Here is a 15,254-nt window from a genome sequence, read left to right on the forward strand (position 1 = left end):
CGAGGCGGCCACGGTGTAAAGGCCAGTTTGTAGGCAATGATCTGAATTTTGAGAATAAAAAACCCGCCGAAGCGGGTTCATTCAGGATTGGGGAGGGCAGAAGCCGATTGGTGGAGAAGAGTCGCGAGAGATAATCAGAACGATGAATTTCTGAACCTTCTGCTGAATTTCGTTCGGCGTCCATCCGCTAAGATCGACCAACATGCCTTTGTTCCATGGAACGAAGCCTTTGGCGCCAACACCGAGTTCGCTCAAGCGATCTTCAAAGACCTGACCCTTGCCGTTATAAATACGCACGTCGCATTGGTCATACAGGCGACCAGCCCAGATTTTGGCGCCTGGCACTGTTTGCTCTTCGTCGCAAACCAGGTGATCAAACCAATTGAGAATAAACATGTATGCGCGGCTGCTGAGACCTTGCTGCTGGAAAGCTCGCTCAACTTTAACACCAGCGACTTGAGGGGCTTCCACCTCTTGGCCAGCGTCATCGGTGAAGAAGTAGGATCTGAGCGCAATTCTGCCGGCATCAACGTTTTTGGATTCATCAACGTAGCCAGAGCCGAGAAGATGCTTGATGATTTCTTCATCAGAGGCGTCTTCGTCTACCATTTTTGCGATGGTTTTGGTGATACGGGCTTTATCGTCGTCAGCAGCACCTACACATTCAATCGTTATGTAGGTATGAATCTCATCTTCAGGATCGACTAATTCCAGCTGAGAGAGCTTGTAGAGCGCGTCATCAGTGAAAAGATAGCCGAAACGAAGAAGGCAAGTTTCGCCCTCATGAGCAAACTTGCCTATGTTCTTATCGAATAACGATGACGCTATTAGTGTAGGAGCCATTTAGCAGTATCATTAGCAGAATTGGTGCTAAAGATACTATCATGCTTGCTCAAAAAGTCGCGAATAGAAGTTTCAATTGCCTCTGAGAAAGAGGAAATTTTATTAGCCATCTCAGGGAATTGCTTAGCTGGGTTCACCGTAAAGCAAATTTCGCCGTCGAGGAAACGAGCTTCAGCCAGCGGTTTTACCGTGGCGCGAGCTGTCTCTACATCGTGAGCAAAAGTAACGATGAATTTGAGGTCTTTAGGTGCCAACGCTTCATTGTTGAGTGTGCGCACCTGCAGCTTCGAATTACCGAAGATGTGAGTAGCGATAACACTCGTGCAATCACGAATGGTCTGAATTGAGCGCTTCGCTTCTTTAATGTTCAGAGAGTTACGCATGTTTCCACCTTAGCCGAGTGCTATGCAGCGTGTTCGGCGACCCCCAACCTGGGGATTTAGAGGCTACGAGAATGCTTCGTAGGTCTTGAATTTGGGTTGACGCTATCGTCAACTGTTTTACGAATCTACGTCATTGCTCAAAAAAGATCAAGCAAGTGGTTGTCAGTTACCCAGCAAACAAAGGGGGTTTGCTGGGTTGTCGTTGCTTTTTTGAAGCTACTTAGACATCCAGAATTAACCCTTGTTGCGATGTTTAGACCAATGGCACAAAGTCGCACCTTGAACGTTGTGGGAAAGTATCTCACGTTTTGTTTCCTGCGTTAGCTGGTCACTATGGCTAACGTAAATGGGGTTTGCTGCATCGCAGAACAGCACCCCTTGGGCTGGTGGCTTAATCACGCATCCAATCAGCAGTAAGCTGAGCATCAACGGTAGCATCATCCGAGCGTCGGACGGCATTGATAACGTCATTTTTCACATCCAGTGTGTGTTGCAGGCGCTTGTTGTCCTCACGCTCTGCTTTAATTTCCATTGACCGGCGAGCAGCCCGGGCACCGAAGTAATAGGCACCAGCAAGCACCATGATGACGGCCGCAGCCGTCAACAGGTACTGCTTGGCCTTAATGTAAAGGCCAAGAAGCATTACGCGATCCCCTTCTGGTGCTTGCGAACCTGAGACCAGGCGATAAATACAGCAATTGCTACCGTTGCAATACCGAACACGATGCGAATGGTATCGCCGCTGGAGATATTGTCCTGAGCCTTATCCATCGCATGAGTGATCTGCGGTGCTACGTCCACCAGCTGCGCGACACCGATACCAGCAGTAATCGTCGCGCCAGCAGATTCCTTAGTGACAGGAACTGCTTTTACAGCTTTGACCACTCGCACCACACCGGCACGACGCAGACCCTCGTCGATCGCTTCCACTGAGTACCAGCTGTTTGCCGTCTTTAATGGACCCTTACCGTTCTCGTGGCGAATGATTGCTTCCACCAGTGGGCGCAAGGTGCTGTAGTCGTGGAGATCCACAATCATCTCGGAAGAGACGCCGACTGCTTTGGCCACCGCATTGATGTAAGCCTCAGTGTCGTTTTCATGTGGCGGCGCCCAGCGCTCAATCACTTCACGAACAGTGTCGATCGGCGAGCCATCCCGAGCTTTACGCTTGTCGTGATAGGTAATGAGCGTTACTGCCAGAGCACGGATGCCCCAGGTAGCGTCCTTGAATGTGCAGAAACGCGGTTCCGCAGCGTTGTCTACCAGCCCTTGCCACGGCGCACCGCGGTCAAGATTGCCAGGGTTGTTGTTTCTGATACCTCTTGGAGTAGCCATCCTTAGCTTTCCTTTTAGTTGCCAAAACCATTTTTCACGCCATACGCCGCCAGCCCCAGAAGAAGAGCAGCGGTTAGAATGGATGTGATCTTAGAGATGATTCCACCGAAGAAACCGCTTGAGATGCTGTCTAAACGCGTCAGTAGCTTTTCCAGATTTGAATGCTGGATGCTGTGCTGAGCGGCAGTCATGTCACCAAAATAGGCTCCTAGCTGGGCTTTCACTTCAGCGCCGATGTCATCACGGAGATCCTTTCGCAAGTTCCCCATGACCTCTCTGGCGACAATTTGGGCAATGCGCTCCACCTGATCTGGCGTCACGCCTCCCATCTCATTTGACATTTTTTCCTCCATGAAAAGTCAAATCTCGATAGGCGCAAATAGTAGCAAAAAGCAATAAAAAAGTAAGTAGCTAACAACCAAAGAAAAAGCGCCAGTAGGCGCTTTAGGAGATTATTTAGGAAGGGGTTCACATTGGATTTCTTTAAACACTCTGTCCGATACCCAATTAGCCTCGAAACTCACATCGAGGTCTGGCTCTGGGTGAACGAATCGAGTACCGTTTTGGCTAACGCTTACGGCATCAATCTTGATCCATTTATAACGGGTAAAGCCAGTAAAGTTCGAACCATACTTGCCGTAACAGCTCACCTTGTGTCTCTCGAACTTTTGCAGATCCGCGCACCCTACGACATTTAAAACCAAAGTGGCGATAAGGAGCTTTGAGCCTAGTTTTATCATGCAGCACCTGCCTTTTTGCACTGGTAGTCTGTGAACAGATCTTCTCGCTGCCAGCGGCCATAGAAGTGCAGGACTAAATCACTTTTTGCGTGAACGTAACGATGCCCAACGTGATTAACACGACGCTCGTCAACCTTCACCCAATGCTCACCACCCGGCCAGGTTCCAGAGGTGTATTTCGCAACACAATCCACTTTCTCAATTTTTGAGTCGGGAAGCCCGGCGCAGCCAGTTGTTGTGAGCGAGGCAAGAGCCAATGCAAGGAAGGATAAATTTAAATATTTCATGATATTGCACTCATTTGGTTTGAATGAGCGCATTATCCATTTTTTGATACATAGTTGTAGTTAAATACCTACAACCCCTTTAAAAAGTAACTTCAATGGTTTTACCCACGCTGTTAATTAACAGGTTTTGAAGGTTCGTATTTTGAACAACATAGGCAGAGTAATTTGAGTTATACGCAAAACTGTATCTCGTTCCTGCGATAACCAAACTGACAGAGCCAGACATCGCACCAGCCAAAATAAACCTAACGTAGCCATAGGCATTGTCAAAATATAAGCCTGTAACCTCTCTTCCACTGTAGTCACCAATGACGGAGCCACCCTTACCTTTCAGGAATCCAAAAGCCAAAATGGGAAACGGTTGTGGGCCTCTAACGCCTGGCGGTAAGACACCAACCTGAGTTCTGGCCACAACAATTTTTAGCCCTTTGCTTTTGCCAGCAAGAGCACTCATCCAGAAGGGTACGCCGACATTGATTGTTGGCCCTGCGGCCGACATCCAACGCTGAGCGGTTTCCCCAACTGCACTTGAGCCAATCCACCCAGAAGCAATTGTCATTACATAGCCTCCTTAAGTTCTTTGACCTCTGCGCGCAGCTCCTTCACCGCTTCAACCAACATACCGATGACGCCGTTGTAATTAAGACGCAGGCGCTCTTCTTGGCTGGCATGATCGATGTCTGATGTTACCAACTCTGGCTGCACTTCCTGCACCTGCTGAGCAACGAGACCAGCTGATTGTTCATATCCGTCCATGTTCTGAATTTCGTAAAGAACACCGTCGATTTTCTCCAGCTTATCCAGTGCGCTATCAATCTTCTTGATGTTGCGCTTGTTGCGGCGGTCTGATCGGATGTATACGTCATTGAAGCTGCCATTACCTGAGCAAGTCCATGTACCATCGCTTTGAAGATAGGCGCCTGCATCAGTGCCGTTGGCAGTACGCGATTTGTTGATCATGTAGATGCCGAACTGAGAGTTGCCCAAGCCACCCAAAACGTAATGGCGATCGGCGTGCTCCTGACGGACAATTGCTGCGGCAGAGCTGGTATTTAAAGCGCCATTACCTTGCAAAGCTGTGCCGGTTCGCATACTGATCCATGAACCACTAGCAGTAGGGACGTACACATTACTGCCTGAAACCACACCACTGTTTGCATTCAATGTGCCGCCTACAGTAACGATATGACCCATCGATACGTTGCCGGTGGTATTATTCCAGTAAATAGGGCGTAACCCGTTCCAGCTTCCGTCCGGATCACCTGAATTAGTTAAGAGGAAGTAAGTGTTACCCCCATCGCTTCGCATGAAAGATCCAATGTTTCCATATTTAATACGAAAGGCATTTGGCTCTGTAGAAGATATGGCTCCGCTTACCGTGCCGCCAGTCCCAGGTAGAGCGCCAATTTCAGTAGCAGTTGGTTTGTTAGTCTGGTGGTAAATGGCGGAATCCGAATACGCCAAAACGCCGTTATCTTTAAGCTGAAGGTACTTATTAGATTTGGAGTTTTGCAGGAATACATCAGAGGTTCCAGAGCCTACAACCGCGTTCGACTCTCCACTGCCATTTAACGTGATTGTGCCGGCAGCACGAATGTTTCGGTTGGTGTACAACTCACTGGCGTTAAGTTGCATGGTAGTGTTATGGATGTAGTTGTGGATCGTAACAACATCATCCGTGCCGCCATTGCCAATGTACCAACGTGCAGCGTTTTTTTCGTCACGCCCCATTAGATAAACTGCCTGAGAAGCGGCTAGTCGTCTCAGGACAAGAGCGGCACCATTTGCTGCAACGGTCACTTGGCCGGTTACAGTGCCTCCAGTATTAGGCAACGCCTTCACGTCACCAGCGCTGATCGCAATGTCAGATGTGCCATCAAAAGCCTTGCCTGCAATCTTACGAGACGTGACTAATTTGCTGGCGCTTGCCGCATTTGCGCTGATACCCAAAAAACGAGTGTCGAAGTTGGAATAATCACCTGGCAAAACTCTTGCCGGTGTTGAGAACTCACCATTAGGTCGGAAGGTGAAGTTTTTAGTTGTGCCTGCTTGATCAGTAATGCTCAGCTCAAACACCATCGAACCAACCAGCCAACCGAGAGACGCTACATAGCTCTTATCTCCAACGGTCACTTTCTGCTTCACCAGTGGGTGATACTCGCTTGCCCCACGCGAAGAAAACTCATTGAAGAAAGGGGCTTTGGTTTTCCACTGATCCCGATAGGTTAATGACTCAGCATAATCAGCTGTTACACCACCAATGCTCAATCGACCCTGTTCGTCAATCTGAACTAGATTGCTGTTCCATGTTGCGCCATTGTCACGATTATCGACATCTAAGCGCAAACAGTTGCCATCACCACGCCAGCGGAAACCAGCGTTTGATGCGCTACGATCAATAAAGGACAGCGTGGGCGCATAGCTGTTAATCGTGATACCTTGAGAGCCATCATTTGCAGAGCCATTCACAACTAGTGCTGCTTTGGTCAGGTCAGCCACCGCGCCAGCTCCCGGCGCGTTCACGATAGCCCCTTTTGAGGCGCTAAGTGCTCCCGTTACAGACAGGTCTGAAGCGAGCCTAACATCGCCCGTCACGCTCAAACCGTTCCCCATAGTTACTCTTCCGTTTGTAAGAGCGATAGAAAGAGGGCGGAAAGCGTTATAGGTTCCATAATTGTCTTTCAGGTCGGTCAGCATCATGTACCAGTTGGCACCATCAATGCGCTGGAATAAGCCGTAGTTACTGCCAACCATACGGTAAGAGTTAGCGGCTGTAGTTTGCATTTCTCCGGTATTCTTAATAGTGCCGGCAACGGCAACACCGCCAGTGAAGGATGGAGCGTCACTTGGAGCCAACCCTAAGCCGACCAATACTGCTTTTGTTAAAGCTGATTTAGTCCATAAGTTATCTGCATTGAGGCTCTTGGCCGATGCCGCAGCAGATGAGGCACTGGCGGCAGCATTGTTTTCAGAAGTTTTAGCAGCTGACGCTGATTTGCCTGCATTCGAGTTTGAACTCGCTGCGGCATTCTCAGACGCTTTGGCATTTGTCTCTGATTTTTTTGCGTTAACTTCGGAGGTCGAGGCTTTCGATTCCGAGGTGGCAGCATTAGATGCAGAGGTTGCCGCAGCTGCTTTGGAGCTGGCTGAGCTTGTTTCTGACGATTTAGCGTTGGTAGCAGAGGTGGCCGCAGCCGACTTTGAGCTGGCGGCGTTGGTTTCAGATGCCTTAGCCGCAGTCGCACTTGATGCAGCGTTTTTTTCCGAGGTGCTGGCGTTAGCCTCTGAAGCCGCCGCTGCGGATTTAGAACCAGCTGCGGCATTCTCAGAAGTCTTAGCGTTTACTTCGGACTTCTTCGCGTTGTTCTCGGATGTTTTAGCGTTAGTTGCGGAGGTGGCAGCACTCGTTGCCGACGTCGCCGCCGAACCTTTTGAGCTGGCTGCGCTGGTGGCGGATGCTGCCGCGTTCTTCTCTGAAGTTGCAGCCTTTCCAGCAGAGGAAGTTGCAGAGTCTTGGGAGGCTTTTGCGCTAGTTTCTGAGGTGGCTGCAGCGATTGCCGAACCACTTGCGGCAGTTTCGGATGTCTTGGCGTTAACTTCAGATGCTTTGGCGTTTTTCTCTGACGCTGCTGCTTTGGTTGCGGAAGCCGCCGCTGCCGCTTTGGAGGATGCAGCCGCACTCACTGATCCCGCTGAGTTTGTCTCTGATGTCTTTGCCGCCTTCTGGGATGCCAATGCTGCTGACGCACTTGAAGCAGCAGCTGCTGCGTTAGCGGCGGCCTTCAGAATCGAATCCTTGTTTGCGGAAAACCAAGCCATTGCCCCTTCGTGCTCAGATATGATCTGACGCAAAGCCTTCAGCGTGATCAGAGTTCCATCCTCAGCTAACAGCTGGGCATCCTGCCCCGAAGTAAGCCAAGAGCGAATAACGCCTGAATCAATATTCATGCGTTGCAACTGAGCCGCAAATCGCGCTGAAAATTGACTGATGTCCCCTTGATAGGTGGTGATGATACGGCATGGCGTGTCATTCACGTTTTTGCCATCGTAAGGTTCTACGAGCGTAAGCGATGTATCTGACTCAACCGACTTGATTTCGTATGGCTCGCCTTTTTCACCAAGCAAAATCATGCCCGGCAGAACGCCATTTTCAGCCTTTGACCAACTGGTGCCAACACCGGTAACAATGTTAGAACCATTGATCAAGGTCTTAGTACCTTCCCTGTACCACATATTTTCTCCTTAACGCGTCAGCATTCCTTGCTTCGGCGGTTACACTACGCCCCTGCGCATTTACATAAAGTAGGTGAATGGTTACTTATTTTTGCGTTAGTAGCAACACAAAAGACTATGATTTTCATAGCTTTTAATTGATGGTGAATATTGCCCCGATATATTCGGGGCAAAATTATTACATCAATCCCATTCGTACTCGAAGACGTCCATTCTCGTCATACACTTCGATTCGGTTATTGTTGATCACCATGCGGCCGGTGCTTCCGCTGTTGCCATTCATCTCGAAGGCACCTCCTTTTGCAATACGCCAACCAGTCCTTCCCGAAACGTAGTTAGTGGACTGCAAATCCCCAATTTTGGCATTCACGATTGTGCCGTCTTTGATATATGCGCCATTCATGTAGGCAACACTGTTTTGCACCACAAACGGCGTGGTTACCTTGCCATCGACGGAATTAACCAAACCGAAGCGGTCAGCGCGAATCAGGAACTGTGACAGCCCTGATCCGTCGATCCCCAGCGCCATGCCAGCAGCATACTTTTGGCCGTTTGAGGTGGAGGTCTCCATCTTCAACGTCCAAGATGCAGAAACCTTAGAGTTCACATTAGCCACGGCTTGAGAAGTCTGCTGGACGGTAGATGATGCCGAATCAGCCTTGGCACTAACCGTATCCACTCGCTTGCCCAATGCTGTATCTGCATTAGCGCGCGCTGTTTGCTCAGAGGTCACTGACGACTCAATCTTCCCGGCTCTGGTTTCAAGCGCCGTGATGTCACTGGCCATAGCCGAATCGGCATCAGAGCGAGCTTTCGTTTCTGTAGCAATAGCCGCCTTAATGTCAGCCGCAGTCTGCGTTTTTAGGGACGTAATCTGGCTTCCTAGCGCAGTATCGCCATCGGTACGGGCTTTTGTCTCAGTAGCTACCGCGGCTTTAATATCTGCTGCCGTTTGCGTCTTAAGAGAGCTAATTTGGCTACTGAGTGCTGAATCACCGTCAGTTCTTGCTTTAGTCTCAGTGGCCACCGCAGCTTTAATGTCGGAAGCCGTCTGGGTTTTCAATGACGTAATCTGACTGCCCAATGCGGTATCGCCGTCTGTTCTGGCTTTAGTCTCCGTGGCTACCGCTGCTTTGATGTCGCTGGTAGTCTTGGTTGCCAGCGTATCAACTTTGGTACTGATTGCGGTGTCACCATCAGTTCGTGCCTTAGACTCAGTTGCGATCTGGGCGGTCACATCGTCATTAACTTGCGCGCTGAGTGCGGTAATTTGACTTGATAAGGCACTATCTTTATCCGCGCGCGTCTTGGCCTCCGCTGCGATCTGCGCTTTAACGTCAGTATTAACCTGCGACTGCAGATTTGTGACCTGCTTCGACAAAGCGCTATCAGCGTCAGCACGAGCTTGCTGCTCGGTTGCCAACGATGCTTTAACATCATCGTTAACTTGGGCCTTCAGCTGGGTGATTTGAGTAGTGACCGCCTCATCAGCGCTGGCGCGGGTCTCCCTTTCTTCCTGCAGCTGCGCGGCGATGTCATCACCGATTTCAGCTTTTATCTCATCGACACGCTTGGCCACCGAGGAAACAGAATCTGTCAAAGCCTGCTGGCTGGTGGTAACCGATGCGTTAGTTGACGCCTGCTGCTTTTTGTCTTCTTCCTGACGAAGTGCCAGATCGATGTTCGCTTTAGCATTTGCCTCCAGACTGGTTGACCATTGTGATGCTGATTTCTCAACGCTGGCCACCGTCTGTTTCATTTCATCAATGTTCGCCTGGCCGGTGTCCACCACTGACTGCAAGGTTTCCACTTTTTTGCCGATCGCTGTATCACCATCAACACGAGCCTGTCTCTCTTCGGCGATAAGCGTTTTACTTCCGTCCAAAGCTGCCTGTGCCGCATCGAGAGTGCTGGCAACGGACTCCCCCTGCTTCTTGACGGTCTCCTGAAGAGCCAAAACATTGGCGGTGGCATCGTCTACTTCACCGAGCGCCTGGCTAACTTTATCTGCCGTATCCTGAACGTTTGCCTTCAGATCACTCTGCTCTTTCTCCATGCCGTCGAACGAGTTTTGCATGTCGATCACTGACTGCTTGACACCGGTGATGGACAGATCAATCTCATCGACTGCTTTATGAAGCTCACCTACGCTATCGTCGATTCTCTTACTAACCTCTTCAACAGCTTCTTTAGTTGCTGATTGGTCAATGTCAGCAAGAAGATCCTGCCCAAGCTCAGAAGAGGTGATTTTGTTCTTCAGGAACGACAGAACATCTTTGGTGGTAGCCTCGGTGCCGAGGGAAGAGTTTGGCTGGCTCAGCATTCCGCGCTTGTTTACTGCGCGCACCCAATAAAACCAAGTTTCGTCATCGCCCAGCCCGCTATGGGTAAAAGTCGTCGAGGCAACCGCCGCAATAAGAGACGCGGTGGTGAGATCGTTGGTGCGAGAGGCATAAACGTTAATTTTGTCGATGTCGATTGTTCCAGGCAACTGCCATGCCAGAACGTTGACGCGATAATCCCCGATCGCTGTGAGAAGAGTGGGCGCATCTGGTGGCGTCATCGTTCCAAGAGTGGTGTACACCATGGAAATGACGCTGGAACGTCTTCCCGTGGCTGAAATCGAGTACAGCTCGATGTCATACATGCCATTCTCAGCAGCGTTTAAAATATCGAACTGCTCAGTATTAACTTCTGTTGTAACCCAATCTTCAACAACATCGGAACGACGGTAACGCAGCACATACGAAGGTGACTTGCCCTCCCAACTCACCATCAGTTTTACCGAAAGGTTGCCTGGAGAAGAAACATATGTGCCTTCGGTAACCTGCAGGTTTTCAGGGGATGAGAAAGTCGGGTCGAGAATAGTTGTCTTCGACGGAACGAGAGTCGCCCCTTCATCGATAGCGTTAAACTTCGTAGGGTTGTGCTGCACACCCACGATGTCAAAGGCGCCCTTCTCCTCATTCTGATTAACGGCCAGCACACGCAGCAGCATTGGCTCCAGATTAGGCTCAATGACTGACCAGATACCCATAATCGCTGGGTATTCTTCTTCAGTTAATGCCTTCTTGAAGGTGACAACAGTGTATTCGCCAGTGCCTTCAATAAGGTCGCGATCAATCATCTTCCCTTTAGCACTCAGGAAAGAAATGGTGTTCCCGGCTTTAGTCAGTTTTACAGAAGCGTCGAGTGTGATGCTGTTTTTGGTGTAGTTTACCAGACGCCCGGAATTTCGTTTCCCTGATCGGAACTTATCTTGCAATTTCACCAGCTCGCCAGGCATGAGTAACGATGCGTCCATGCCAGAGGTGAAGGTGATCAGATCTGTTTCCATGCGGTTGCTGTAAAGCGTCCAAAGCCCCACACGGTGAGCCTGGCCACGGCTTGTACAGCCGAAAGCTACTGATTCAGTTTTACGTACACCAAAACGCTTAATACCCTCTTCATCTTCAACGTACTCGATGTTCTGCTTGTACAGGTCATCTTTGTCGTTGTAGGTGATGAGAGCTATAGTTGCGCGGTCTTTGCGAGAAGAGCCTTTGTAGGATACTTTGCCAATGATGTTCGCTGCACTGAACTGCATGACTGGGCTACTTGGACTATCTTGCATGATATTAACCATGCCACCAGCCCAGAAAATCATCCCTCGGAATGTCGATACGATGTCCTGAAGAACCTTGTACGCCTCACCGCGTGAGTTAATTACGGTATTAATTGCGAAGCGCTTCTCCTTGCCCCCGAATCCATCATTGATCAGCTCATCGCAGTAGCGCCCAATCTGGTAAAGCTGGCCGATGTTGATCATTGATTCAGTGACGTACTCTCCCAAGCCATAGCGCTTACTGGTGAGCAGGTCGTACAAAATCCAAGCAGGGTTATCAGATACCATTAAACGGAAGGTTCCATCCCAATCTCCCGAATACGTACCAAGCACCGGGTCATAGTTGGACGGTACGCGGATTTCCATACCCGAGACCAAGTAGGAACGCGCCGGCACAGAACTACCAAATTGCTGCGAGTCGATTTTAAGACCAACAAGCGCACTGTTTGGGTAGTTAAGTTTTGTGCTGACGATTTCACCGTACTGACTGAGCCAGGTCTGATCCTGGATATAGTCAGTGGTGCTATCAGCGGTCACGCGACTTACGCGACTTACGCGACTTACGCGAATGCGATAGTTTGAGCCTGGCTTGGGCAGGTCAAAAAGATATTCACGATAGTGTTTGCCGCTGGACTTTTTGCTCAGCGTAACGACATGTGAGGCATATCCTTGCGGTTTAATTGGCTTAAACGATGTAGTGCCGTATGCGATCTCAAACTGGAATTGAACGGTCGTACCGTGGGTGTCACCCGACTTCCGATCCGTTTTGGTCAGTTTCGGGAACATCATAATGACACGTACCTGGTCAGAATCATCGTTGTCGATCTGAATGGTACGAGGGGTAGACAGCTTGATTTGGACGCCAACATCATGCGGGGTTTCAACGGCATCAAAGCCCTCGATCACTGCCTGATTCTGGGTTCCATCACGAAACCACCAGGTAACCCCATTAAAGTTACTGGTGCCGTCCGGGTTTAGAATTGGGACATTGTCGAGGAAAATTGACTGGCCGCCATTGATCAATCCACCAATTTTTCCCTCACCAAGAAGGTCAAGGATTGAGGCGAGTGATCGCGACTGAACATTATCTTTGTCTTCTACAGGCGTGCGAGCGGAACCGCCGCCCTTGCTGCCACCGCCAGAACCGGCGAGCAGGCGTCTTTCTTTAACAGTTGCCACCGAAAATCTCCCTTTTTTGGTGCAATTTATGTGTGATCGCTGGCATCCTGCCGGCGATTGGCTGGGCATCAACATCCTGTCAATGCCCAACTGTTTTACTTAATCTACCTTAGCCACCACCGCAAACGTCTAAGCCTGGCATAGTGTTTTGCACTAAAGCATCTGCTCAACAGACATCTTGACACTGACAATCTGGGAGCCGACTAAAATCTCTTTACCGTAAATCAGCTGTACGGGGTTGCCTTGAGATACTGTATTTTGCGGCCCATCAAAGTAGTACGAGTCTTTATTGTCAACGGTCGTCATTTTATTTGATGGCTGCTTGGACAAGAGCGCTGCAACACCACCGAAGGCCATAGCAAAACCAGCAGAAAACATTGCCAATGAAGCACCACCGGTTACTGACGATGCAAACACTGCCACAACCATCAAAATAACACCAACAACAACCTGAACCGCACCGACAACCTTTGATCCAGAGCCACGATAAATTGGTGTGATTCTGATCGATTTCATGCTGCCGTTATTTTCCATTTGGAACTCGGCTTCACTCATATCGTAGACTGCACCATCATGACGCGCGACAGAAATATGATACTTCTGATATTTCTTAGCGTTCATCTTCATCCAGGTTACGAGACCAGGGCGATTACAGTCAATAATACTTACTGCGCGCCGGACAGTATTTGCAGCAACGCGATGAACCTTGCCAAAGTTTTTACCTAAAACTCCACCTAATTCGACAGTGACAAGTTCAGGCTTATCCATAGCCATTTCACTCATTGTCTTCCCTCACATTAAATCCTTGTGTCTCAAATGGTGCGTAGTGTGCTTTTCGTACATCCCGCCATAAATTGCTTTACAGCTCAATCTATCCATTTGATGATGCAATATCATACCATCGCCAATGTAAACTGCACAGTGATCAGGAACTTTCGATGCTAACTGCATGAAGAAAATGTCGCCATTCTGACGTGGGGTTCCCGGTGGCAATCTTACAAGATCCTGCGATTGGAAGTTGTCGTTTAAAATATCAACCCCCTTTTCCCACCACGATGGGATATGCAACTCAGGGCAGACGCCAATAGCCACCTTTTTCTCACGTTTTAAATAATCTCGGCACAGCAACCAGCAATCAAATACCCCAAATGCGTAAGGCCTTCCCTCATAAGGCATTTCAAATCCAGATGGCTTGATCACGTTTACATCACTAAAACGATACTCTGCATCAATTTCAGGATTGTAGTTTTTGCTGATGTTGATAATAAACCACGGCAACTCTGATGCTTCACAGCCAGACATATCTGCCTCAGACGCCTGATTATCCTCGTCAGTATGCGAATGCCAAACACCCACCACCTCGCCAGCTCTCTCCGCTGCAATTTGGTCTTCGGCGTTCATAACAAAATAGTTTTCAGGATCATCAGCGACGTTCCGGCAAACAATTAACTCATACTTGTTCGCTCTTGTATTAACAAGCAGGCCGCAAGCCTCATTCGGATATTCTTGTAAAGCGGCAAGGCGCATAGCGCCAATCAGCTTTTCATTCATCATTTCATTCTTCATCATGCGCGGTTTGCTCCGGGGAACCCGCCAAACGCAATGATGCCGTTGGCAAAGTAATTAATCCGAGCACGGCACGATGACAATCGTTTGGTGCAATAGTCGGCGCTGGCCAGTTTGGTTGGAGCGTCATTTTTGTCAAAGTAGGGGCCGGTATAACCGCACTCAGCGCTTCGATACCGCCACTGGCATGAGTTTTTGACGATCTGGCGGTTGGGTAGCATAACCCCCATCAGATCGAAGGCTGAGGCAAGCTCAAACTCAACAATCTCCCGATCCTCAAAAGTCTTCTGGTCGATGTACCACATCTCATCGGCAAAATGCTGGTTCGCGTCAGCTGTTGGGTTGCCCTCAGTAAAGTTGGCAGCATCTAAAAATCTAGCGAGAGTGACTCGACGAATCAGCTTACAGCCGATCAAATCCTCATTCGACTGCACTTCAGCCGAAATAATTCCATCGAGGTTACTCACCTGCAGTTTTGGTCGCGGCAACTTGCCCTGGCCATTTTTATCGAAACCAGATGCCGCAATTGGCCATGGTTTATAGGTTACCCCCTGCCAAATAATTGGTTCAGAAAGTTCGTTGGTGCCTGCATGAAAATACAGCTTCCCACCGCTGGTAGTTACTGACATATCCAGCTCAAACACTTCAATCAGCGCACTCGGTTGGAGCGACTGAATACTCGATGCAATAGTTTCCATTTTCTGTCTTCATCCTTGAAGATTAGCCCCCATCCTTGGGGGCTTTTATTACTCAAATACCTGGCGGAAAGTTGTGGTCAAAGTCGCGTAACCTCGTGAGTTTTTGACCTTATGGCTATCGCTCACCACGATAACCTTCTGCCCGTTTGGTGAAGTCCAGTTAAATGACTCCACCCCGCCGCGCGCATACAGGAAGTCGTCGATCTCCTGCATCTCAGCTCGTGTACCCTGAAATTGCAGATCCCAGCTGGATTTGCGCCAGTTCAAACCACTGGTTACACGTTGCTCATAACCCTCGTTGAAGGCGAGCCGGGTTACTTCCGGCTTCATCTCCTTCTCGGAATCAAACAACGGGAACCAGGTAAATGTCGTCCGTGACATTACCC

Annotated in this window: 14 protein-coding genes; 1 reads left to right on the plus strand and 13 read right to left on the minus strand. The window is 49.4% G+C overall.

Translation table 11 applies throughout. From position 1 onward, the window contains the following. Positions 1 to 81: 81 nt before the first annotated feature. The 8 genes from ACOTX2_RS21910 to ACOTX2_RS21945 form a co-directional block, all read right to left on the minus strand. Positions 82 to 843: a hypothetical protein gene (locus tag ACOTX2_RS21910; RefSeq protein ID WP_057057092.1), complete on the minus strand. Its 762-nt coding sequence runs from the start codon at positions 841 to 843 to the stop codon at positions 82 to 84. Next, the gene (locus ACOTX2_RS21915; protein WP_063160613.1) at positions 828 to 1,226 is read right to left on the minus strand and encodes a hypothetical protein; all 399 of its coding nucleotides are present in this window, start codon (positions 1,224 to 1,226) and stop codon (positions 828 to 830) included. The genes ACOTX2_RS21910 and ACOTX2_RS21915 overlap by 16 nt, the downstream gene beginning before the upstream one ends. A gap of 391 nt (positions 1,227 to 1,617) precedes the next feature. After that, complete coding sequence (locus ACOTX2_RS21920; protein WP_057057090.1) at positions 1,618 to 1,869, minus strand: hypothetical protein; 252 nt, start codon at positions 1,867 to 1,869, stop codon at positions 1,618 to 1,620. After that, entirely contained in the window at positions 1,869 to 2,561 is a 693-nt protein-coding gene (locus ACOTX2_RS21925) for a hypothetical protein (protein ID WP_057057089.1), read from the minus strand. The genes ACOTX2_RS21920 and ACOTX2_RS21925 overlap by 1 nt, the downstream gene beginning before the upstream one ends. 14 nt (positions 2,562 to 2,575) lie before the next feature. Beyond that, on the minus strand, positions 2,576 to 2,902 hold the full coding sequence (locus ACOTX2_RS21930) for a hypothetical protein (RefSeq protein WP_057057088.1): 327 nt from the start codon (positions 2,900 to 2,902) through the stop codon (positions 2,576 to 2,578). A 395-nt stretch (positions 2,903 to 3,297) separates the two neighbouring features. Then, entirely contained in the window at positions 3,298 to 3,588 is a 291-nt protein-coding gene (locus tag ACOTX2_RS21935; RefSeq protein ID WP_057057086.1) for a hypothetical protein, read from the minus strand. 79 nt (positions 3,589 to 3,667) lie between these two features. Then, positions 3,668 to 4,147 carry a hypothetical protein gene (locus ACOTX2_RS21940; RefSeq protein ID WP_057057085.1) on the minus strand — a complete coding sequence of 160 codons (480 nt, stop codon included), beginning with the start codon at positions 4,145 to 4,147 and terminating at the stop codon, positions 3,668 to 3,670. After that, on the minus strand, positions 4,147 to 6,459 hold the full coding sequence (locus ACOTX2_RS21945) for a tail fiber domain-containing protein (RefSeq protein ID WP_421625990.1): 2,313 nt from the start codon (positions 6,457 to 6,459) through the stop codon (positions 4,147 to 4,149). Before ACOTX2_RS21945 ends, ACOTX2_RS21940 begins: the two co-directional genes overlap by 1 nt. Between ACOTX2_RS21945 and ACOTX2_RS21950 the strand changes: the two genes are divergently transcribed. Further along, positions 6,416 to 7,435: a hypothetical protein gene (locus ACOTX2_RS21950; protein ID WP_057057267.1), complete on the plus strand. Its 1,020-nt coding sequence runs from the start codon at positions 6,416 to 6,418 to the stop codon at positions 7,433 to 7,435. The two genes, ACOTX2_RS21945 and ACOTX2_RS21950, sit on opposite strands and share 44 nt — an antisense overlap. Before the next feature lie 564 nt (positions 7,436 to 7,999). Here the strand turns inward: ACOTX2_RS21950 and ACOTX2_RS21955 are convergent. The 5 genes from ACOTX2_RS21955 to ACOTX2_RS21975 all read right to left on the minus strand — a co-directional run bounded on the left by ACOTX2_RS21955 (position 8,000) and on the right by ACOTX2_RS21975 (position 15,249). Further along, complete coding sequence (locus tag ACOTX2_RS21955) at positions 8,000 to 12,604, minus strand: phage tail tip fiber protein (RefSeq protein ID WP_421625985.1); 4,605 nt, start codon at positions 12,602 to 12,604, stop codon at positions 8,000 to 8,002. A gap of 153 nt (positions 12,605 to 12,757) precedes the next feature. Then, positions 12,758 to 13,387 carry a tail assembly protein gene (locus ACOTX2_RS21960; protein WP_416503111.1) on the minus strand — a complete coding sequence of 210 codons (630 nt, stop codon included), beginning with the start codon at positions 13,385 to 13,387 and terminating at the stop codon, positions 12,758 to 12,760. Positions 13,388 to 13,396: 9 nt separating this feature from the next. Then, the gene (locus ACOTX2_RS21965) at positions 13,397 to 14,173 is read right to left on the minus strand and encodes a C40 family peptidase (RefSeq protein ID WP_100245314.1); all 777 of its coding nucleotides are present in this window, start codon (positions 14,171 to 14,173) and stop codon (positions 13,397 to 13,399) included. Continuing rightward, a complete protein-coding gene (locus tag ACOTX2_RS21970; protein ID WP_057057270.1) occupies positions 14,170 to 14,868 on the minus strand; it encodes a phage minor tail protein L in 699 nt (232 codons plus the stop codon). Before ACOTX2_RS21970 ends, ACOTX2_RS21965 begins: the two co-directional genes overlap by 4 nt. Before the next feature lie 48 nt (positions 14,869 to 14,916). Next, a complete protein-coding gene (locus ACOTX2_RS21975; RefSeq protein ID WP_057057271.1) occupies positions 14,917 to 15,249 on the minus strand; it encodes a phage tail protein in 333 nt (110 codons plus the stop codon). Between the last annotated feature and the right edge of the window lie 5 nt (positions 15,250 to 15,254).

Source organism: Enterobacter cloacae complex sp. IR5412, from assembly GCF_049237385.1.
GTDB classification, from domain to species: Bacteria; Pseudomonadota; Gammaproteobacteria; order Enterobacterales; family Enterobacteriaceae; genus Enterobacter; species Enterobacter intestinihominis.

Bases quoted from the DNA above. Each gene is read 5' to 3' on its own strand.
- ACOTX2_RS21975 (WP_057057271.1), bottom strand. From the start codon at position 15,249: ATGTCACGGACGACATTTACCTGGTTCCCGTTGTTTGATTCCGAGAAG.
- ACOTX2_RS21940 (WP_057057085.1), bottom strand. From the start codon at position 4,147: ATGACAATTGCTTCTGGGTGGATTGGCTCAAGTGCAGTTGGGGAAACC.
- ACOTX2_RS21925 (WP_057057089.1), bottom strand. From the start codon at position 2,561: ATGGCTACTCCAAGAGGTATCAGAAACAACAACCCTGGCAATCTTGAC.
- ACOTX2_RS21930 (WP_057057088.1), bottom strand. From the start codon at position 2,902: ATGTCAAATGAGATGGGAGGCGTGACGCCAGATCAGGTGGAGCGCATT.
- ACOTX2_RS21960 (WP_416503111.1), bottom strand. From the start codon at position 13,387: ATGAGTGAAATGGCTATGGATAAGCCTGAACTTGTCACTGTCGAATTA.
- ACOTX2_RS21920 (WP_057057090.1), bottom strand. From the start codon at position 1,869: ATGCTTCTTGGCCTTTACATTAAGGCCAAGCAGTACCTGTTGACGGCT.
- ACOTX2_RS21915 (WP_063160613.1), bottom strand. From the start codon at position 1,226: ATGCGTAACTCTCTGAACATTAAAGAAGCGAAGCGCTCAATTCAGACC.
- ACOTX2_RS21910 (WP_057057092.1), bottom strand. From the start codon at position 843: ATGGCTCCTACACTAATAGCGTCATCGTTATTCGATAAGAACATAGGC.
- ACOTX2_RS21935 (WP_057057086.1), bottom strand. From the start codon at position 3,588: ATGAAATATTTAAATTTATCCTTCCTTGCATTGGCTCTTGCCTCGCTC.
- ACOTX2_RS21970 (WP_057057270.1), bottom strand. From the start codon at position 14,868: ATGGAAACTATTGCATCGAGTATTCAGTCGCTCCAACCGAGTGCGCTG.
- ACOTX2_RS21965 (WP_100245314.1), bottom strand. From the start codon at position 14,173: ATGATGAAGAATGAAATGATGAATGAAAAGCTGATTGGCGCTATGCGC.